Annotated in this window: 17 protein-coding genes; 4 read left to right on the forward strand and 13 right to left on the reverse strand. The window is 71.6% G+C overall.

The annotated features are described in order from the left end of the window. The first annotated feature begins 1 nt into the window (after position 1). Positions 2–595 (forward strand): LOG family protein, encoded by a 594-nt coding sequence (locus tag EFL26_RS02595; RefSeq protein WP_123221335.1) that lies wholly within the window; start codon positions 2–4, stop codon positions 593–595. Here the strand turns inward: EFL26_RS02595 and EFL26_RS02600 are convergent. The 11 genes from EFL26_RS02600 to EFL26_RS02650 all read right to left on the reverse strand — a co-directional run bounded on the left by EFL26_RS02600 (position 586) and on the right by EFL26_RS02650 (position 12,990). Continuing rightward, positions 586–1,599 (reverse strand): Gfo/Idh/MocA family protein, encoded by a 1,014-nt coding sequence (locus EFL26_RS02600; RefSeq protein ID WP_123221336.1) that lies wholly within the window; start codon positions 1,597–1,599, stop codon positions 586–588. The two genes, EFL26_RS02595 and EFL26_RS02600, sit on opposite strands and share 10 nt — an antisense overlap. After that, positions 1,584–2,747: a Gfo/Idh/MocA family protein gene (locus EFL26_RS02605; RefSeq protein ID WP_123221337.1), complete on the reverse strand. Its 1,164-nt coding sequence runs from the start codon at positions 2,745–2,747 to the stop codon at positions 1,584–1,586. Before EFL26_RS02605 ends, EFL26_RS02600 begins: the two co-directional genes overlap by 16 nt. Then, positions 2,744–3,664: an ATP-binding cassette domain-containing protein gene (locus tag EFL26_RS02610; protein ID WP_123221338.1), complete on the reverse strand. Its 921-nt coding sequence runs from the start codon at positions 3,662–3,664 to the stop codon at positions 2,744–2,746. The genes EFL26_RS02605 and EFL26_RS02610 overlap by 4 nt, the downstream gene beginning before the upstream one ends. Then, entirely contained in the window at positions 3,661–4,773 is a 1,113-nt protein-coding gene (locus EFL26_RS02615; RefSeq protein WP_123221339.1) for an ABC transporter permease, read from the reverse strand. The genes EFL26_RS02610 and EFL26_RS02615 overlap by 4 nt, the downstream gene beginning before the upstream one ends. A 72-nt stretch (positions 4,774–4,845) precedes the next feature. Next, the gene (locus EFL26_RS02620; protein WP_123221340.1) at positions 4,846–5,844 is read right to left on the reverse strand and encodes a substrate-binding domain-containing protein; all 999 of its coding nucleotides are present in this window, start codon (positions 5,842–5,844) and stop codon (positions 4,846–4,848) included. 69 nt (positions 5,845–5,913) lie between these two features. Next, the gene (locus EFL26_RS02625; protein WP_123221341.1) at positions 5,914–7,416 is read right to left on the reverse strand and encodes a CoA-acylating methylmalonate-semialdehyde dehydrogenase; all 1,503 of its coding nucleotides are present in this window, start codon (positions 7,414–7,416) and stop codon (positions 5,914–5,916) included. After that, entirely contained in the window at positions 7,413–9,344 is a 1,932-nt protein-coding gene (gene iolD, locus EFL26_RS02630) for a 3D-(3,5/4)-trihydroxycyclohexane-1,2-dione acylhydrolase (decyclizing) (RefSeq protein WP_123221342.1), read from the reverse strand. Before iolD ends, EFL26_RS02625 begins: the two co-directional genes overlap by 4 nt. Continuing rightward, positions 9,341–10,243 carry a 5-deoxy-glucuronate isomerase gene (gene iolB, locus EFL26_RS02635; protein ID WP_123221343.1) on the reverse strand — a complete coding sequence of 301 codons (903 nt, stop codon included), beginning with the start codon at positions 10,241–10,243 and terminating at the stop codon, positions 9,341–9,343. Before iolB ends, iolD begins: the two co-directional genes overlap by 4 nt. Before the next feature lies 1 nt (position 10,244). Continuing rightward, positions 10,245–11,111 carry a Cgl0159 family (beta/alpha)8-fold protein gene (locus EFL26_RS02640; RefSeq protein WP_221176824.1) on the reverse strand — a complete coding sequence of 289 codons (867 nt, stop codon included), beginning with the start codon at positions 11,109–11,111 and terminating at the stop codon, positions 10,245–10,247. Positions 11,112–11,113: 2 nt separating this feature from the next. Continuing rightward, positions 11,114–12,073: a 5-dehydro-2-deoxygluconokinase gene (gene iolC / locus EFL26_RS02645; protein ID WP_425464095.1), complete on the reverse strand. Its 960-nt coding sequence runs from the start codon at positions 12,071–12,073 to the stop codon at positions 11,114–11,116. A gap of 2 nt (positions 12,074–12,075) precedes the next feature. Next, positions 12,076–12,990: a TIM barrel protein gene (locus EFL26_RS02650; protein WP_123221346.1), complete on the reverse strand. Its 915-nt coding sequence runs from the start codon at positions 12,988–12,990 to the stop codon at positions 12,076–12,078. Positions 12,991–13,116: 126 nt separating this feature from the next. Between EFL26_RS02650 and EFL26_RS02655 the strand changes: the two genes are divergently transcribed. After that, positions 13,117–13,854: a GntR family transcriptional regulator gene (locus EFL26_RS02655; RefSeq protein ID WP_123221347.1), complete on the forward strand. Its 738-nt coding sequence runs from the start codon at positions 13,117–13,119 to the stop codon at positions 13,852–13,854. 12 nt (positions 13,855–13,866) lie between these two features. On the opposite strand, the gene EFL26_RS02660 is transcribed toward EFL26_RS02655, so the two are convergent. Further along, positions 13,867–14,958 (reverse strand): ROK family glucokinase, encoded by a 1,092-nt coding sequence (locus EFL26_RS02660; protein WP_123221348.1) that lies wholly within the window; start codon positions 14,956–14,958, stop codon positions 13,867–13,869. Between the two features lie 30 nt (positions 14,959–14,988). Beyond that, entirely contained in the window at positions 14,989–16,008 is a 1,020-nt protein-coding gene (locus EFL26_RS02665; RefSeq protein WP_123221349.1) for a LacI family DNA-binding transcriptional regulator, read from the reverse strand. Between the two features lie 118 nt (positions 16,009–16,126). On the opposite strand from EFL26_RS02665, the gene EFL26_RS02670 reads away from it, so the two are divergent. After that, positions 16,127–17,164, forward strand: a complete 1,038-nt coding sequence (locus EFL26_RS02670) for a Gfo/Idh/MocA family oxidoreductase (protein ID WP_123221350.1) — start codon at positions 16,127–16,129, stop codon at positions 17,162–17,164. After that, positions 17,161–17,946: a TIM barrel protein gene (locus EFL26_RS02675; protein ID WP_123221351.1), complete on the forward strand. Its 786-nt coding sequence runs from the start codon at positions 17,161–17,163 to the stop codon at positions 17,944–17,946. The genes EFL26_RS02670 and EFL26_RS02675 overlap by 4 nt, the downstream gene beginning before the upstream one ends. The last annotated feature ends 53 nt before the right edge of the window (positions 17,947–17,999 follow it).

Genomic DNA, 17,999 nt, shown 5'->3' on the forward strand with positions numbered 1-17,999 from the left:
CATGCCCGAGCTGCGTCGCGTCGCCGTCTTCTGCGGTTCCGCTCCCGGAACCGACCCGACCCTCCTCGAGGTGGCCCACGACGTCGGCCGTGGACTGGCCGAGCGGGGCATCGGCCTGGTCTACGGCGCGGGCGGGAAGGGCCTGATGGGCCGCCTCGCCCAGGGTGCGCTCGACGCCGGAGGGGAGGTCGTCGGCGTGATCCCGCGCGCCATGGTCGAGCGCGAGTGGGGGCGTGCGGACCTGACCGAGGTGCACGTCGTCGAGAGCATGCACGAGCGCAAGGCCCTCATGGCCCGGTACGCCGACGCGTTCCTCTGCCTGCCCGGCGGCCTCGGCACGCTCGAGGAGATCTTCGAGGTCTGGAGCTGGCGACAGATCGCCTTCCTCGACGACCCGGTCGGCTTCCTCAACGTCGCGGGCTTCTGGGACCCGCTGCTGGCCGCGCTCCGCGGACTGGTCGAGGCGGGATTCGTGCACCCGGACGTGCTCGAGGACCTCGTCGTGGCAGGCACCCTCGACGAGGCCCTGGCCGGGCTGACCGCGCGGCTGGGCACCCGACTGCCCGACAAGCTCCCCGGGCCGGCTCAGCCGTAGAGCGCCGGCACGTCGTACCGGGGCACCTCGACGCGGGCCCGCGTGTGGAGCGACTCGATCGCGGCGAACGCGATCTCGGTCGCGAGGTAGCCGTCCCATGCGGACGGTGTCGCCGGCGACCCGCTGCGGATCCCGTCGACCCACGCCGCCAACTCGATCCGGTAGGCATCGGCGAAGCGGGCGACGAAGTCCGCGCCGACCCGGCGGCCGTCGAGGGCGTCCCGCCGAGAGCTCAGGCCGTACGGCGGGCTCAACGAGACCGTCCCCTCGGTGCCCACGACCTCGGTGTGGATGTCGTAGCCGTAACGCGCGTTGACCGAGACCTCCACCGTGACCACCGACCCGCCGGCCATCTCGAGCACGATCACCTGCACGTCCTGGAGAGCGTCGCCGTCGACCCTCGGCGCGAACACCGTGACCGCGTCGACGCGGTCGCCGACCAGCCAGGGAACGCAGTCGAACTCGTGGATCGCGGAGTTCACCAGCACGCCGTCGGACGTGGCGCTCGGGTGGGCCTGCACGTTGCGGTGCACGCAGTGCACCGCCCGAGGCCGCCCGACCTCGCCGGCGAGCACCGCCGACCGCAGCGCGACGTACGCCGGGTCGAAGCGCCGCATGAAGCCCAGCTGGAGCAGTCGCCGGCCGACCGCGACCTCGGCGTCGACGACACGGCGCGCGCCCTCGACCGACGTCGAGAGCGGTTTCTCGAGCAGCGTCGGCTTGCCGGCGGCGAGACACGCCAGCGCCAGCTCCTCGTGCAGAGGGTCGGGGGCAGCGACCAGCACCGCCTCGATCGCGTCGTCCTGGATCAGCGACTCGGCCGAGGACGCCGCGAACGCGCCCACCGACCCGGCGACGGCCTCGGCGCGGTCCAGGTCCAGGTCGTACACGGCGACCACCTGGGCACCGGGCACCCACCGGTGGAGCGTCTCGACGTGGGCGGCCCCCATCGCGCCGGCTCCGACCACTCCGATCCGCACGTCGGTGCTCACGGGCTCACCCATCTCTTCTCGTCGACCGACCGCACGACGGCGTCGACCAGCTCCGCGGCCACGACCGCGTCGTCGATGCCGGCGCCGTGCTGGACGCCGGTGCTGATGCTCTCGGCGAGCCGACGTGCTTCGACGACCTTGAGGTCGTCGAAGCCCATCGCCATGCCGGAGCCCGGCTGGAAGCGGCCGAGCTCGCCGTCACGAGGAGCCACCAGCCGGGTCTGCCACGCGGCGTCCTGGTAGTCCTGGTCCAGGCAGGTGCGCAGCTCGCCCATCCGGCGGAAGTCCCACGCCAGAGCGCCTTCGGTGCCGCGCACCTCGATGCCGTAGCTGCACTGCTCGCCCACGGCCACCCGTGACGCGGTCAGGTATCCGCGGGCGCCCGACTCGAACCGCAGCAGCGCCGAGGCCTGGTCCTCGTTGCCGACCGCCGCCCTCGGGCCGTCGCCGCCGCGCGCGAAGTGGGAGACCGCGCCGGTGGCGCCGGGTCGCTCCGTGACGAAGGTCGCCCGGTCAGCGACCAGCTCGGCGACCGCCCCGACGGTGTCCCCGCCGACGTAGCGGGCCAGGTCGAAGCCGTGGCTGGCCAGGTCGCCGAGCACGCCGGTGCCGGCGTACGTCGGGTCGAAGCGCCACGACAGCGCGCCGTCGGGATGCGCCGAGTAGTCGGCGAGCATGCGGACCTCGACGCTCTCGATCCGGCCGAGTCGACCCGTCGCGACGAGCTCACGGGCGACCTCGACCGCCGGCGCGTTGCGGTAGTTGAACCCCACCGCGGAACTCACGCCCGCCTTGCGGACCGCGGCGGCGATCGCCGCCGTGTCCTGCGCGCTGCGGCCCGCCGGCTTCTCGATCCAGAGGTGTCGACCGGACTCCGCCACGGCCGTGCCGATCTCGCGGTGCACGAAGTTCGGCCCGCACACGCTGACCACGTCCACGTCGTCGCGCTCCAGCAGCTCGCGCCAGTCCGCGTACGCCCCACCGAAGCCGTACGCCGCCACCGCCTCGTCGCGACGCTCGGGCTCGGGGTCGGCGACCGCCACGAACCGCGGCCGCAGCGGGCTGTCCGGGTAGTGGTGCAGCAAGCGGGCCCAGGCCCGGGTGTGCACCTGGCCCATCCAGCCGAACCCGATCACCGCGACCCCGACGTCACGCGTCACGAAACCCCCCGGTCGACCGGGTCGTTCGGGTCAGCGACGCCCATGGTCTCGGCCACCTCGTCCTCGAGCGCCCGGGCGACCTCCGAGTCCGGAAGCTCCCGGCTGAGCTCGTGGCTGAGCGCCTCCAGCTCGCTGCCGCCGGCCATCATCTGGACCAGCTCGTCGAGCGCCAGCTCTGCCTTCGGGAAGTTGCCCATGCTCCGGCCGCGTCGCAGCAGCATGAAGCGGTCACCCACCGGGTAGGCGTGGTGCGGGTTGTGGGTGATGAAGATGACGCCCAGGCCCCGGTCGCGCGCCGCGGCGACGTACTTGAGCACGACGCCGGACTGGCGCACGCCGAGAGCCGCCGTCGGCTCGTCGAGGATCAGCACCCTCGCGCCGAAGTACACGGCGCGCGCGATCGCGACGCACTGGCGCTCACCGCCCGAGAGCGTGCCGATCGGCTGCTCCACGTCGCGCAGGTCGATGCCCATCGCCGCGAGCTCGGTCTTGGTGATCCGCTTCATCTTCGCGGCGTCCAGCCGGCGGAGCGGGCCGAACCCCTTGGTCAGCTCGGCCCCGAGGAAGAAGTTCCGCCAGACCGGCATCAGCGGCACGACCGCGAGATCCTGGTAGACGGTGGCGATCCCGAGGGCCAACGCGTCGCGCGGCGAGGCGAAGTGCCGCTCCTGGCCGTCGACCACGAACCTGCCCTGGCTGTGCGCGTGCGCACCGGCGAGGATCTTGATGAACGTCGACTTGCCGGCTCCGTTGTCGCCGAGGACGCAGGTGACCTCGCCGGCGTTCACGGTGGTGGTCACGCCCTGCAGGGCCAGGACGGACCCGAAGGTCTTGCCGATGTCCTCGACCTCGATGATCGAGGAGCCCGGCGACGGCAGGGTCGGTGCACCGGACCGGTTCTCCGTGGTCGTGCTCATCTCATCTGCTCCGCTCGTGTCTTGACCCAGTTGTTGACGAGGACCGCGCCGAGGAGCATCACGCCGAGGAACGCGTAGAGCCAGTCGCTGTCCCATCCCGCGTAGACGATGCCCTGGCCGACCATCCCGTAGATCAGCGCACCGAAGGCGGCCCCGACCGCCGACCCGTAGCCACCGGTCAGCAGGCACCCGCCGACGACGGCGCAGATGATGTAGACGAACTCCTGACCCACACCGGTCGTCGACTGCGCCGTGGTGGTCTTGAAGAGGTTGAGCATGCCGACGATCCAGCCGGCGAACGCGGTCGTCATGAACAGCCCGACCTTGGTCCGGAAGACCGGGACGCCGACCTGGCGCGCGCTCTGCTGGGCGCCGCCGACGGCGAAGATCCAGTTGCCGGAGTGCGTGCGCTGCAGGATCCAGGTCGCCACCAGCACCACGACGATCGCCCAGAACGTCGCGGCGTACAGGGTGAGGAAGCCGGTGCTCGGGACCTTCACCCACGGCAGCCAGCCGAGGTCGAGCTTGACGTAGGAGCCGAAGACCTTGGCGCCGGCGTCGTAGCCCGGCACGTCCTGGAAGTTCACCACCGAGACCTGGTGGATGATCTGCTTGACCACCGCGAGGTCGACTCCGCGGAGCACGAAGAACGTGCCGAGCGTGACGATGAAGCTCGGCAAGCCGGTCTTCATCACGAGCACGCCGTTCAGGAAGCCCACCGCCAGAGCCGCGACCAGCGACGCGAAGATCGAGACCCAGACGTTCCAGTGGTAGTGCGTCATCAGGATGCCGGTGATGAGTCCGGTGAAACCGGTCATCGCGCCGGCGGAGAGGTCGAACTCACCGCCGATCATCAGGAGCGCGACCGCGACCGCCATGATCGCGAACGACGACGACGTGTAGATCCAGGTGCTCGCACCGGAGGGCCTGGCGAACGCCTCGGTCGAGAACGCGAAGTACAGGAAGACGATGAGCGCCGCGACCATGGCGCCCACCTCCGGTCGACGCAGCACCGCGGCCAACCGGGCGTTCTTCCCCAGCCGCTCGTCCCTGACGTCGTGCGGTTCTTCCGGCTCGGCCACCTGCGGTGGCGCTGCTGTGGTGCTCATCGGTGCCCTCCTCGGGCTCGTCGTACGGGTGAAGGGTGGGGTCCGGAACCAGGACCGGACCCCACCCTCGGCTCAGCGAGTGCCGTTCTGCGCGAACTTCAGCACGTCGGCCGCGTTGTCCTTGGTGATGATCGCGGGACCTGAGTACACCGGCTGACCGCCACCGATGTCGTTGCCGTTGAGGAGCTTGAGGTAGATCCCCGTGACACCGAGGTAGCCCTGGACGTAGGGCTGCTGGTCGATCGCGAAGGCGAGCTTGCCGTCGGAGATGTTCTTCACCACGTCGGCGTTGACGTCGAACGTGGCGACCTGGATCTTCGCGCCGGTGGCCGCGACTGCCTTCACTGCCTGACCGGACATGTCGCCGCCCAGGGTCAGGATGCCGTCGATGCTCGAGTCGGACTGGATCTTGGACTCGATGGTGGCCTCGGAGCCCGCGAGGTCGGTGTTGTCGACCTGCAGGTTGGTCATCTTGCCCGAGAACTTCGACTTGGCGCCGGCGCAGCGCTGCTCGAGGGCCACGTTGCCGGCCTCCTGGATCACGCACAGCACGTTCTTGACACCCAGGCTCGAGAGCTTCTCGCCGGCTCCCTCGCCGGCCAGCGTCTCGCTCTGGCCCACGTGCGTGATCGCGCCGAATTCCTTCCACTTGTCGATGCCGGAGTTGATGGTGATCACCGGGATGCCTGCCGCGACCGCGGCCTTGATGCTCTTCTCGAGACCGTCCGGGTTCGCCATCGAGATGACCAGTCCGTCGGTACCTGACGCGACGGCGTTGTCGATCAGCGTCGCCTGCTTACCCACGTCGCCGTCGCTCTGGTAGTGCAGGTCGACGCCCTCGTCCTTGCCGGCCTGGACCGCCCCGGCCTTGACGACGTCCCAGAACGAGTCACCCGCGTTCGCGTGCGTGATGACGTCGATCCGGAACTTTCCCTTCGCCGAGCCTGCGCTCGCTGCCTTGGTGTTGGTGTCGGAGCTGGAGCCGCTGCTGTTGCCGCTCCCGGTGCTGCAGCCCGCGAGCGCGAACGCCAGCGCGACAACTCCGAGGGTCAATCCCCGTCGGACCTTCATGTGTTTCCTCCTAGTTCGACCGCGTGTCGCGGACTGTCCCCCGGTGCTCGGGCACCGGACGTCTGTGCCCTAACGGGCGGTGGGGAAGCTGAATTGCGCTGCCTGGTGAGCGGCCTGGTCGACGTGCGGCCAGCGCGCCGTGATGACCTTCGCCCGGGTGTAGAAGGACACGCCTTCGGGACCGTGGATGTGGTGCTCACCGAAGAGCGAGTCCTTCCAGCCGCCGAAGGAGTAGTACGCCATCGGCACCGGGATGGGCACGTTGACGCCGATCATGCCGACCCGTACGCCGCGCTGGAACCTCCGCGCCGCTTCACCGCTCCCGGTGAAGATCGCGGTGCCGTTGCCGTACGGGTTGGCGTTGATCAGGTCGATCGCGGCGTCGACGTCGTCCATCCGGACCATCGAGAGCACGGGCCCGAAGATCTCCTCGCGGTAGACGTCCATCTCCGGGGTGACCTCGTCGATCACCGTCGGCCCCACGAAGAAGCCACCCTCGTGCTCCGGCACGCTGAGGCCGCGGCCGTCGACGCTGATCCGCGCGCCCTGCTGCTCGCCGGCGTCGATCAGCCCGAGGATCCGGTCGCGTGCCTGCGCCGTCACGACGGGACCCATCTCGCTGCCTGCGTCGCGGCCGGAGCCGACCTTGACCGCGCGCGCCTTCTCGCTGACCCGGCCGACGAGCTCGTCGGCCGCGCCGCCCAGCACGACCGCGGCCGAGATCGCCATGCAGCGCTCACCGGCGGATCCGAAGGCCGCCGCCACGAGGTGGTCCGCCGTGTAGTCGAGGTCGGCGTCCGGGAGCACGATCGCATGGTTCTTCGCACCACCGAGGGCCTGTACCCGCTTGCCCTCCTGCGAGGCGCGACCGTGGATGTACTTCGCGATCGGGGTCGACCCGACGAACGACACCGCCGCGACGTCGGGGTGGTCGAGGAGTCCGTCGACGGCCTCCTTGTCGCCGTGCAGGACGTTGAAGACGCCCTCGGGCAGCCCGGCCTCGGCCCAGAGCTCGGCCAGGATCAGGGACGCCGACGGGTCCCGCTCGCTGGGCTTGAGCACGAACGTGTTCCCGCACGCGATCGCGACGGGGAACATCCACATCGGCACCATGGCCGGGAAGTTGAACGGCGTGATGCCCACGCAGACCCCGAGCGGCTCGCGGAAGGAGAACAGGTCGACCCCGGTCGAGACCTGTGCCGAGAAGTCGCCCTTGAGCAGCTGCGGAATGCCGCAGGCGAACTCGACCACCTCGAGGCCACGCTGGACCTCGCCGCGCGCGTCCGACAGCACCTTGCCGTGCTCGTCGGTGATCGCCTCGGCAATCCGTCCCACGTTCGCGTTCACGAGCTCGCGGAACGCGAACAGCACGCGCGTGCGAGTGCTCAGCGACGCCTGCGACCACTCGACGAACGCGTCCCGCGCTGCGGCGACGGCCGCGTCCACGTCGTCCCGGCTCGCCAGCGCGACCTCCGCCTGCTGCTCGCCCGTGGCCGGGTTCCACACCGGGGCGCGTCGCTGCGACGAGCCGGCGGTCGTCTTGCCCGCGATCCAGTGGTCGATCTGCCTCATCGTCGGTCCTCTTCTCGTTGCTCTTCGCTCGTGTCCGGTGCCGCGTCCGCGGGCCTCAGGTACCCGCGCTGGTGCGCCTTGCCCTCGTCGTACGTCGCCCGCGCCGTGCGCGTGGTCTCCAGCTCCGAGACCTCCGCCACCGGGACGTCCCACCACGACTCCGAGGAGGGGACCGGCGCGAGCGGATCGGTCTGGATCTCGACGACCGTGGTGCGCTCGGAGGCGCGGGACTTCGCCAGGGCGGCCCGGAGCTCCTCGATCGTCGAGGCGCGGATCACGTCCGCGCCGAGGCTCGCGGCGTTCGCCGCCAGGTCGACCGGCACGAACGGGCCGTCCAGGCGGCCGGTCTCCGGGTCGCGCTGCCGGTAGCTGGTGCCGAACCGCTGCGACCCGACGGAGTCGGACAACGAGCCGATCGACGCGAAGCCGTGGTTCTGCACCAGCACGATGTTGAGCTTCACGCCCTCGGCGACCGCGGTCGCGAGCTCCTGCGCCATCATGAGGTACGACCCGTCGCCCACCAGCACGAACACCTCGCGACAAGGATCGGCCATCTTCGTGCCGAGACCACCGGCGATCTCGTAGCCCATGCAGGAGTAGGCGTACTCGACGTTGTAGGCCTTGGGGTCCGCGGCGCGCCAGAGCAGCTGCAGGTCGCCGGGCAGGCTGCCCGCCGCCTGGACGATCACGTCGCTCGGGTCGAGCACGTCGTGCAGCGCGCCGAGGACCTCGGTCTGCGCGGGAAGCGGTTCGTGGCCCAGGTGGAACGCCCGGTCGACCTCGGCGTTCCACGCGGCCGTGTGCTCCTGGTACGCCGCGACGTACGGCTGGTCCACCTGCCACCCCGCCAAGGCCTCGGTGAGGGCCTCGAGACCGGCGCGCGCGTCGGTGACGACGGCGATCGCCGCGTGCTTGGCCGAGTCGAACCCGGTGACGTTGAGGTTCACGAACCGCACGTCCGGGTTGCCGAACTGCGTCCGCGACGCCGTGGTGAAGTCGCTGTACCGCGTGCCGACCCCGATCACGACGTCGGCGTCGCGGGCCAGCCGGTTGGCCACCGGCGTGCCGGTCGAGCCGACGCCGCCCACGGCCTGCGGGTGGTCCCACGGGATCGCCCCCTTGCCGGCGTGCGTGTCGGCCACGGGGATGCCGGTCGCCTCGGCGAACCGGACGAGCGCGTCCGCGGCGTCGGCGTACACGACGCCGCCGCCGGCGACGACGAGGGGCCGCCGCGCGGTGCGGATCGCCGACACGGCGCGGGCCAGCGCCGCCGGTTCGGGTACCGGCCGCCGCACGTGCCACACCCGCTTGACGAACAGCTCCTCGGGCCAGTCGAACGCCTCGGCCTGCACGTCCTGAGGCAGGCACACGGTCACGGCGCCGGTCTCGGCCGGATCGGTGAGCACCCGCATCGCGGCGAGGAGGGCCGACGGCAGCTGCTCGGGACGGTTCACCCGGTCCCAGTACCGCGACACGGGCTTCAGGGCGTCGTTGACGGAGACGTCGTGCGAGCGCGGGTCCTCGAGCTCCTGGAGCACCGGGTTCGCGACCCGCGTGGCGAAGAAGTCGCTGGGCAGCAGCAGGACGGGCAGCCGGTTGGTGGTCGCGAGCGCCGCGCCGGTCACCATGTTCGTCGACCCCGGCCCGATCGAGGCCGTGCAGGCCAGGGTCTGGAGCCGGTTGCGCGTCTTGGCGAAGGCCGCCGCCGCGTGCACCATCGCCTGCTCGTTGCGCGCGAGGTAGTACGGCAGCTCCGCCGCGCCGTGCGTCGCGTCCTGCAGCAGCGCCTGTCCGAGACCGGCCACGTTGCCGTGCCCGAAGATGCCGAAGCAGCCGGGCACGAGCCGCTGCTCCGTGCCGTCGCGCTCGCTCCACTGGTGGGCCAGGAACCGGACCACGGCCTGGCCGACGGTCAGCCGGATCGTCATCCCTCCCCCTTCGCGTCGCGCCCGAACGGCAGCCGCGGGTCGACCCCTTGCGTTGCCCAGGTGTCCCGGACCCAGCCGTGCGCGGGGTCGTCGCAGATCCGCCAGGCGCGCTCGTCGCCGGGACCGGCCATCACGTTGAGGTAGTAGAGGTCGTACCCGGGAGCCGCCATCGACGGTCCGTGCCAGCCGTGCGGGATCAGCACCGCGTCGCCGGTGCGCACCTCGGCGAGCACGTCGATGTCGTTTCCGGGACTTCCGTAGACGCGCTGGTAGGCCATCCCCGGGCCGGCGGGTCCGTCGGCGACCTCGAAGTAGTAGATCTCCTCGAGCTCGCTCTCGGTCTCCGTGGTCCGGTCGTGCTTGTGCGGCGGGTACGACGACCAGTTGCCGCCCGGCGTGAGGACCTCGCACGCGATCAGCGCGTCGGCCTCGAACGCCTCCGGCGTGCAGAAGTTGTTCACCTGGCGGCTGGCCTGCCCCGCGCCGCGCAGCTCGACCGGCACCCGGTCGACCGGCTGGTACCGGAAGTCCAGCCGGCGTTCGCAGCGTGCGGACGGCAGCGCGAACCGGCCACCGGCCTCGCTGGCGATCCGGATCTCCGCGTCGCGCGGGACGTAGCCGAAGTCCGTCGGTCCGGCGAACACGTCGGGCCGACCGGTCAGCTCGATCGTCTCCCCGTCGCAGGTGACGGTCGCCGAGCCGGACAGCGGGAGCACGAGGGTCTCGGCCGCGCCGGTCGACCAGGTGCGCTGCTCGCCCGGCGCGAGCGTCAGCACGGCCAGCCCGCCGTGGTCCCATCCTGCGGACTCGGGCGTGATCAGGAGGTCGAGGCCGTAGGGAGCCTCGCTGTCCGCGGGCACCACGAAGCGGGTCGTCCGCCGCGTCGTCTCGGTCGCCATCTCACATCATCCCGACGACGGCGTCGACGGCGGCGGACACGTCCCCGTCAGGTGGATAGAGCATCGACCGGCCCACGACCATGCCGCGGACCTGAGGGTTCGAGAGCACCTTCTGCCACGACGCGAACTGCGTGCTCTGGTCCTCCGAGACCTCCCCGCCGAGCAGCAGCACCGGCAGCGTCGTGGCGGCGAGGACGGCGTCCATGTCATCGACCACGGGCAGCTTGAGCCACGTGTGCGCGCTGCTCCAGCCGAGTCCGGCGGCGACCGTCGCCGACCTGATGACGGCGTCGACGGACAGGTCGTTGCGCACGCGGCCGCCGACCTGGTGTGAGATGAACGGCTCGACCATGGCCATCAGCTGGCGCTCGGCGAGCTCGCCCACGGCCTGTGCGCAGGACTCCAAGGTGCGGGCCGTGGCCGGATCCGCGGGGTCGATGCGCAGCAGCATCTTGCCGCCCTGCAACCCCATCCGGCTGATCGCGGCGGCGTCGTACGCGGTGAAGCGGTCGTCGATCTCGAAGGCGGTGCCGGCCAGGCCGCCGCGGTTCATCGATCCGATCACGACCTTGTCGTCCAGAGCACCCATGAGCAGCAGGTCCTCGATGATGTCGGCAGTGCCGAGCACGCCGTCGACACCGGGCCGTGCGAGCGCGGTCGCGAGCCGCTCCAGCAGCTCGCACCTGTCTGCCATCGCGAGGGCGTCGGCGCCCGCGCGAAGCGCGCCGCGGGCCGGGTGGTCCGCGGCCACGAGCACGAGGCGTCCGGTGCTCCCGACGAGCCCTCCTGGGGCGCGACGCGTAGCGGCGAGAGCGGCGATCCTGCCGGGCTCGCTCGCCCGTACGCCGGCCAGGTCCCGGATCGGCACGTTCACGGCATCTCCCCCAGGAGTTCCTCGAGCTCTTCGCTGCTCGGCATCGCGTCGGAGCAGGCGAGCCGGCCGGCCACCACCGCCCCGGCTGCGTTCGCGAACCGGAGCACCCGCTCGTCGTCCCAGCCGGCCAGGAGCCCGTGGCACAGCGCGCCGCCGAACGCGTCGCCCGCGCCCAGCCCGTTCACGACCTCGACCGCCACCGGCGGCACGACCACGGACCCGTCGCGCCGGGCGCCCAGGACACCGGCCGGACCCTGCTTCACCACGGCGAGCTCGACACCCGCCTCCAGCAGGGCGGCCGCTGCGCTCTCGGGCTCGCGCTCCCCGATCGCGGTCTCGCACTCGTCGAGGTTGCCGACCGCGACGTCGACCAGCTCGACGGCAGCGCGGATGTGCTCGTGCGCCTCGGCCCGCGACGACCAGAACATCGGCCGGTAGTCGAGGTCGAGGATCGTCGTACCGTGGCCGTCGCGTGCCTTCAGGGCGGCCATGGTCGCCGACCGCGACGGCTCCTCGCACAGGCCCGTGCCGGTGACCCAGAACACGTCGGCGGCCGCGATCGCGTCGAGGTCGAGCTCGTCGACCTCGATCTGCAGGTCCGGTGCCGTGGGCAACCGGTAGAAGTACAGCGGGAAGTCGTCGGGCGGGAAGATCTCGCAGAACGTGACCGGCGTGGGGAGGTTCGGCACCTCGGTGACGTAGCGGTCGTCGACGCCGAACCCGCGCAGCGCCTGGTGCACGAACCGGCCGAAGGGGTCGGCGCCGGTGCGGGTGATCACGGCCGTCCTCCTGCCGTGACGCGCCGCGGCGACGGCGACGTTCGTCGGGCTGCCGCCGAGGAACTTGCGAAACGTGGCGACCTCCTCGAGAGGCACGCCGATCTGCTCCGGGTAGACGTCGACGCCGACGCGCCCCATGGTCAGCACCTCGAAGCGTGCGGGCTGCTCCGCCGCCACGGTCATGGAGCGACCTGCACCAGGTAGTCGAGGCTCTTGCGCACGTCGGCGACGGGACCCTCGTCGACCGGTGGGGCGTCGAGCATGACGTCCTGCTCCAGGACGTACCAGCCCTGGTAGCCGGCGCCCTCGAGCGTGCGCACCATCGCCGCGATGTCCACGTCGCCGTCGCCGAGCGGCCGGAACATGCCTGCGCGCACGGCCTCGCCGAAGCTCAGCGAGCCGTCGATCACCTTCGCCGCCAGGCTGCCGTCGACGTCCTTGAGATGGACGTGCACGACGCGGTCGGGGTGACGAGCGGTGAGCGCGACCGGGTCGGCGCCCCCGACCATGAGGTGGCCGGTGTCGACGCAGAGCCCCACCCGGGATCCGGCGAGCACGCGCTCGGTCTCCTCGCCCGTCTCGACCATCGTGCCGACGTGCGGGTGCACGCAGGCGATCACGCCCCGGGCCTCGGCCCGGTCGGTGATCCGGTCCAGGTTGGCCAGCATCGTCGCCCAGCCCTCGTCGTCGAGCACCGGACGCGCGTCGTAGCCGTCCACGCCGGTGAACGCGGCGAGCACGACGACGCCGGCTCCCGAGGCAAGGCAGCCGTCGATGAAGGCGTCGACCTCCGGCAGTGGGTCGTGGGCCGCGTCGTGCAGGAGAACCGGCAGGAACCCACCCACGGCCTTCATCCCGTACGACGCCAGCTGCTCGGCCTTGGCGGCCGGCTCCTCCTCCAGGAAGCCCACGGGGCCGAACTCCGTCGCGGCGAGCCCGAGGGTGCGCATCTCGGCGAGCACGCGATCGGCCTCGAGCTGGTGTCCCCAGTTCGGCACCTCGCACACGCCCCAGGAGATGGGCGCTCCGGCGACTCGCGATCGAAGGGACTGGTTCTGGTTGCCGGGGGCCTGGGACCCGTGCACCTGCGTCATGGGTGAGATTGTCGTCACACTTCCGGACGCAGGTCAAGAGTTTGTTAGGACATATGGACGTTTGCAGGTCCTGCGCTACGATCCGAGCACGGTGCCACGACCGTCGGCGCGAGAGGGGGCTGGGAGATGCCGCTACCGGACGTCGTCGTGAACCGCTCGAGCCCGGTGCCGCTGTACTTCCAGGTTGCCGAGCAGCTCGAGCGGGCTATCTTCGAGGGCAAGCTCGCCCCCGGCGACCGGATCGCCAACGAGGTGGCGCTCGCCGGGGATCTCGGGCTCTCCCGCCCCACGATGCGCCAGGCGATCCAGCTCCTCGTCGACAAGGGGATGCTGGTCCGCAAGCGGGGGGTGGGCACCCAGGTGGTGCACCCGCCGATCAAGCGAACGGTCGAGCTGACCAGCCTGTACGACGACCTCAAGCGGGGTGGCCGCCAGGCGGAGACCCAGGTCCTCGACCAGCAGCTCGTCGAGGCCGACGAGGTCGCCGCGTCTCGGCTCAAGGTCGCCGAGGGCAGCTCGGTGTGGAAGCTCGACCGGCTGCGGACCGTGGACGGCGAGCCGCTTGCCCTGATGCGCAACTTCGTGCCTGCGGCGATCAGCGACCTCAGCCACGTCGACTTCACGACGACCGGCCTCTACGAGCACTTCCGCGCCGGCGGGATCCACCTGCGCGTGGCGCACCAGACGATCAGCGCACGACGCGCCGAGACCGCTGAGGCGCGGCTGCTCGGTGGACGCAAGGGCGACCCGGTGCTGACGATGGAGCGCACGTCGTTCGACGACAGCGGTCGGGCCGTGGAGTACGGCACCCACCTGTACCGCCCGGACCTCTACGCCTACGAGACGACGCTGGTCGACCGGTAACGGGCCGACCGGTCAGCTCGCGCCCGGTGAGTTCCAGGAGCGCTCGGCCCGGAGCAGCCGGCGCGGCGTCCGGGTGCGCTCACGGGTGCGGCGTACGCGCACCTTGCGGGAGCGGCGCGCTGCCGAGCGCGCCATGTCGGCAGCACCGACGAACCCGGCCTGGGGGCCCAGCTCTGCGGCCGTGATCAGCGGCTCGGCGCGGTGACCGCGGCCGGTGAGCGATCGTGCGAAGGCCTGCCGGGTCGGGACGACGAGCAGGTCGCCGGCAGCGCTGAGCCCACCACCGATGATGATGCAGTGCGGGTCGAACGCCGCGGTCAGACCGGCCAGCCCGACGCCGAGCCAGGTGCCGACGTCGCCGATCAGCTCGATCGAGAGTGGGTCGCCCTCACGCGCGGCCTCGGTGATCTGCGGACCCTGCAGGGCGTCGGCATCGCCGTCGACGAGCGCGCGCAGGTGGTGGGCCATCGGGGAGTTCGCCCGGACCATCTCGCGGGCGTCGCGGACCAGCGCGTTGCCCGAGGCGTACTGCTCCCAGCAGCCACGGTTGCCGCACTCGCACCGATGGCCCTGGGGCACCACCTGCATGTGGCCGAACTCCCCCGCCATCCCGTTGGCGCCGCGGTACACCCGCTGGTCCAGCACGAGGGCACCCCCGATGCCCGTGCCGAGCGTCACGCAGAGCACGAACCGGTGGCCGCGACCCGCGCCGAAGCGGGACTCGGCGAGCGCGGCGGCGTTCGCGTCGTTGTCCACCACGACCGGCACGCGCAGCCGGTCGGCCACGCGCGCCCGGAGCGGTTCACGGCGCCACTCGAGGTGCGGCGAGAACATCACGACGGACCGCGTCGCGTCGACGAAGCCGGCCGCGCCGATGCCGACCGCCGCCACGTCGTACCGGGTCGCGAAGCCGCGCACCACGTCGACGATCGTGTCCTCGACCGCCTGCACGTCGTGCCCGAGCGTCGGCCGCTGCTCGACCGCCAGCACGGTGCCCGAGCCGTCGACGACGCCTGCCATCACCTTCGTGCCGCCGATGTCGATGCCCACCGTGAGCGGCTCCCACCGCGAAGGGCGGACGCGTCGGATCGGGACGTCGGACATGCGGACAGGCTATCGGGAAGCAGCCCGGGATCAGCGGCGTCGCTCGGGCGTCGCGCTGGTTCCCCGCACCACCAGGCGCGGCGGCACGACCGTGTCGACCGGAGGTTCGTCCCAGCCGCCGGCGCGCCGGACCGCCAGGTCGAGCGCAGCACCGGCGAGCCGCCGTGAGTCCTGCGCGATCGTGGTCAGGGAGATGGACGAGAGCCCGGCGATACGGCTGTCGTCGTACCCGACGAGGGAGAGGGAGCGGGGCACGGCGACACCGTCCTGCCGAGCCGCGGAGAGCAGGCCCGCCGCGCAGTGGTCGTTGAACGCGACCACGCCGGTCGGCCGCGACCGGCCCGAGAGCACGTCGGCCGCTGCGCGCTCGCCGTCCTCCTCCGTGAGCCCTCCAGGAATCACACGCACCTGGGCGGAGAGGCCGGCCGACTCCATGGCCTTCCGATAGCCGCGACGGCGCTCTGCGGCGCCCGGAGCGCGCCGACCGTCCACGTGCACGACGGCGCGGTGGCCCAGCCCGACCAGGTGCTCCACCGCGATCCGGGCACCGTGCTCGTCGTCGGTGCGCACCACATCGCAGGACGGCGCCCGGAGGTCCCGCGCCAGCACGACGACCGGCACCTGGGACGCGAGTGCGTCGAGGTCCTTGCGCTGCATCGTCGGGCCGACCAGCAGGAGTGCTTCGCACCGGAACTCCAGCAGCGACTGCACCGCGGTCCGCTCGGTTCGAGTCGGCGCCGTTGCCCCGAGCGCCAGGTCGAACTCGGTGCGCTCCACGCCCTGGTAGAACCGCTCGACGAGCTCGGTGTGGAACTCGTGGTGCAGCCCGAAGACGACGCCGAGGGTGCGACTCCGACTGCTCCCCAGCAGCCGCGCACGCCGGTCGGGGCTGTAACCGAGCTCGGCGGCGGCCCGCATCACCCGCTCGCGGTTCTCCGCGCTCGCACCGACCACCCCTCGGAACACGATCGAGACGAGGGCTCGCGAGACGCCGGCGCGCTCGGCGACGTCGGCCATGGTGACCGCCGAGCTGCGGCTCTCTCCTGCCATCACGCCTCCTCGAGACCCGTTCCTGTCGCTGATCCTAGATCGCTCTAGCCGAAACCCTTGACCGGCGACGCCGCGTGATCGAGACTAGAGCGCTCTAGCCCTTGAAGGAGACCGGCGCATGTCCCACACCCACGCCCCGCGACTCGACCCGGTGCAGATCGGCCTGATCGGTGCCGGCAGGATCGGCACGTCGCACGCGACCTTGCTCGCGGAGCGAGTGCCGGGCGCCCGGCTGGTGGCCGTCGCAGACCCCCGGCCCGAGGCAGCGGCCGCACTCGCCGCGAAGGTCGGCGCGCGTGCTGCGACCGAACCGTCGGAGGTCTTCGGCGACCCCGACATCGAGGCCGTCGTGATCACGGCTTCGTCGGTGGCTCACGCCGAGCTCGTCACGGCCGCGGCGGCCGCCGGGAAGGCGGTGTTCTGCGAGAAGCCGATGGGCATGACGCTCGAGGAGATCGACCGCGGGGTCGAAGCAGCATCGAGGGCCGGCGTACCGCTTCAGGTCGGCTTCAACCGGAGGTTCTCCGCGGACTTCGCCGCCGCGCGCCGGCTGATCGACGACGGCGCGATCGGCACTCCGCACCTGATGCGTTCGGTCACCCGTGACCCGGGGCTCGCCGATCCCGCGGGGGTGCCGCCGTGGACGATCTTCACCCAGACGCTGATCCACGACTTCGACACCCTGCTCTGGCTCAACCCGGGCGCGGAGCCGGTCAGCGTCTACGCGACCGCGGACGCCCTGGTGGCGCCCGCCTTCAAGGACGCCGGCCTCCTCGACACCGCGGTCGTCGTGATCACCTTCGACAACGGCGCACGTGCTGTCGCGGAGGCCAGCTTCTCGGCGACGTACGGGTACGACGTGCGCGGTGAGGTCTTCGGCTCACGGGGGATGGTCTCGATGGGTGGCGGCCCCCGCTCTGCGCTCGTGCTGTCCACGGCGTCGGGTCGCGCGATCGAGACGGTGCGCGGCGACGTCGAGCTGTTCGCCGACGCCTACGCCGCGGAGCTCGCCGAGTTCGCCGAGGCGGTGCGGGCAGGCCGGACGCCCGCAGTGACCGGAGCGGACGCCCGCCGCGCACTCGCGGTCGCTCTGGCGGCCATCGCGTCGGTCGAGTCCGGCGTGCCCGTCGACGTCGCCACCGGAGCCGTCCGATGAGCACCCCGTTCACGCTCGCGGTCTGCGCCGAGATGGTCTTCCTGGAGAAGCCGGTCGAGGAGCGTGCTCGCCTGATCCATGACCTCGGTTTCGCCGTCGAGATCTGGGACTGGACGCGCAAGGACCTCGACGCGCTCGCGGCGACCGGAGCAACGTTCACCTCGATGACCGGATACGTCCACGGGAGCCTGGCCGACCCGGACGGAGCCGACGCGCTCCTGCGCACCGCCGAAGAGTCGGTCGCAGCGGCCGCGAAGCTCGGCCGGCCCAACCTCAACCTGCACGGCACCGGCCTCGACGACCGCGGCCTGCCGGTCGTGCCGGTCGAGACGGTCACCGGCGCGATGTGGCTCATCGCGGAGAAGACGCTGTCGCGGATCGCCGCGCTCGGCCAGCGCGAAGGCGTGGTGTTCTGCCTGGAGAACCTGAACACCGCCGTCGACCACCCGGGCACACCGTTCGCCAGGGCCGCCGACACTCGCACCCTGGTCGCCGCCGTCGACAGCCCGCACCTGCGGATGAACCTCGACCTCTACCACGCCCAGATCGGCGAGGGGAACCTCATCGACCTGGTGCACGAGAGCCTGCCGTGGGTCGGCGAGATCCAGGTGGCCGACGTCCCCGGCCGGTGCGAGCCGGGCACCGGCGAGGTCAGCTACCCGGCCGTCGCGCGAGCGCTGGCAGAAGCCGGGTACGACGGTGTCGTCGGCCTCGAGGCATGGGCCTCGGGCGACGACGAGACCGCGCTCTCGCGGTTCCGCGAGGCGTTCTCGACCACGTAGCGCTGCGGGACGTTCCGCCACCCCGACCCAGCCGCTCGGGCGACCGACACCAC

The organism is Nocardioides pocheonensis (assembly GCF_003725535.1).
Classification (GTDB): domain Bacteria; phylum Actinomycetota; class Actinomycetes; order Propionibacteriales; family Nocardioidaceae; genus Marmoricola; species Marmoricola pocheonensis.

Excerpts from the sequence above, each read along its gene's own strand:
- EFL26_RS02595 (WP_123221335.1), top strand. The coding sequence starts at position 2 with ATGCCCGAGCTGCGTCGCGTCGCCGTCTTCTGCGGTTCCGCTCCCGGA.
- EFL26_RS02600 (WP_123221336.1), bottom strand. The coding sequence starts at position 1,599 with ATGGGTGAGCCCGTGAGCACCGACGTGCGGATCGGAGTGGTCGGAGCC.
- EFL26_RS02610 (WP_123221338.1), bottom strand. The coding sequence starts at position 3,664 with ATGAGCACGACCACGGAGAACCGGTCCGGTGCACCGACCCTGCCGTCG.
- EFL26_RS02615 (WP_123221339.1), bottom strand. The coding sequence starts at position 4,773 with ATGAGCACCACAGCAGCGCCACCGCAGGTGGCCGAGCCGGAAGAACCG.
- EFL26_RS02620 (WP_123221340.1), bottom strand. The coding sequence starts at position 5,844 with ATGAAGGTCCGACGGGGATTGACCCTCGGAGTTGTCGCGCTGGCGTTC.
- EFL26_RS02625 (WP_123221341.1), bottom strand. The coding sequence starts at position 7,416 with ATGAGGCAGATCGACCACTGGATCGCGGGCAAGACGACCGCCGGCTCG.
- iolD (WP_123221342.1), bottom strand. The coding sequence starts at position 9,344 with ATGACGATCCGGCTGACCGTCGGCCAGGCCGTGGTCCGGTTCCTGGCC.
- iolB (WP_123221343.1), bottom strand. The coding sequence starts at position 10,243 with ATGGCGACCGAGACGACGCGGCGGACGACCCGCTTCGTGGTGCCCGCG.
- EFL26_RS02650 (WP_123221346.1), bottom strand. The coding sequence starts at position 12,990 with ATGACGCAGGTGCACGGGTCCCAGGCCCCCGGCAACCAGAACCAGTCC.
- EFL26_RS02655 (WP_123221347.1), top strand. The coding sequence starts at position 13,117 with ATGCCGCTACCGGACGTCGTCGTGAACCGCTCGAGCCCGGTGCCGCTG.
- EFL26_RS02660 (WP_123221348.1), bottom strand. The coding sequence starts at position 14,958 with ATGTCCGACGTCCCGATCCGACGCGTCCGCCCTTCGCGGTGGGAGCCG.
- EFL26_RS02665 (WP_123221349.1), bottom strand. The coding sequence starts at position 16,008 with ATGGCAGGAGAGAGCCGCAGCTCGGCGGTCACCATGGCCGACGTCGCC.
- EFL26_RS02670 (WP_123221350.1), top strand. The coding sequence starts at position 16,127 with ATGTCCCACACCCACGCCCCGCGACTCGACCCGGTGCAGATCGGCCTG.
- EFL26_RS02675 (WP_123221351.1), top strand. The coding sequence starts at position 17,161 with ATGAGCACCCCGTTCACGCTCGCGGTCTGCGCCGAGATGGTCTTCCTG.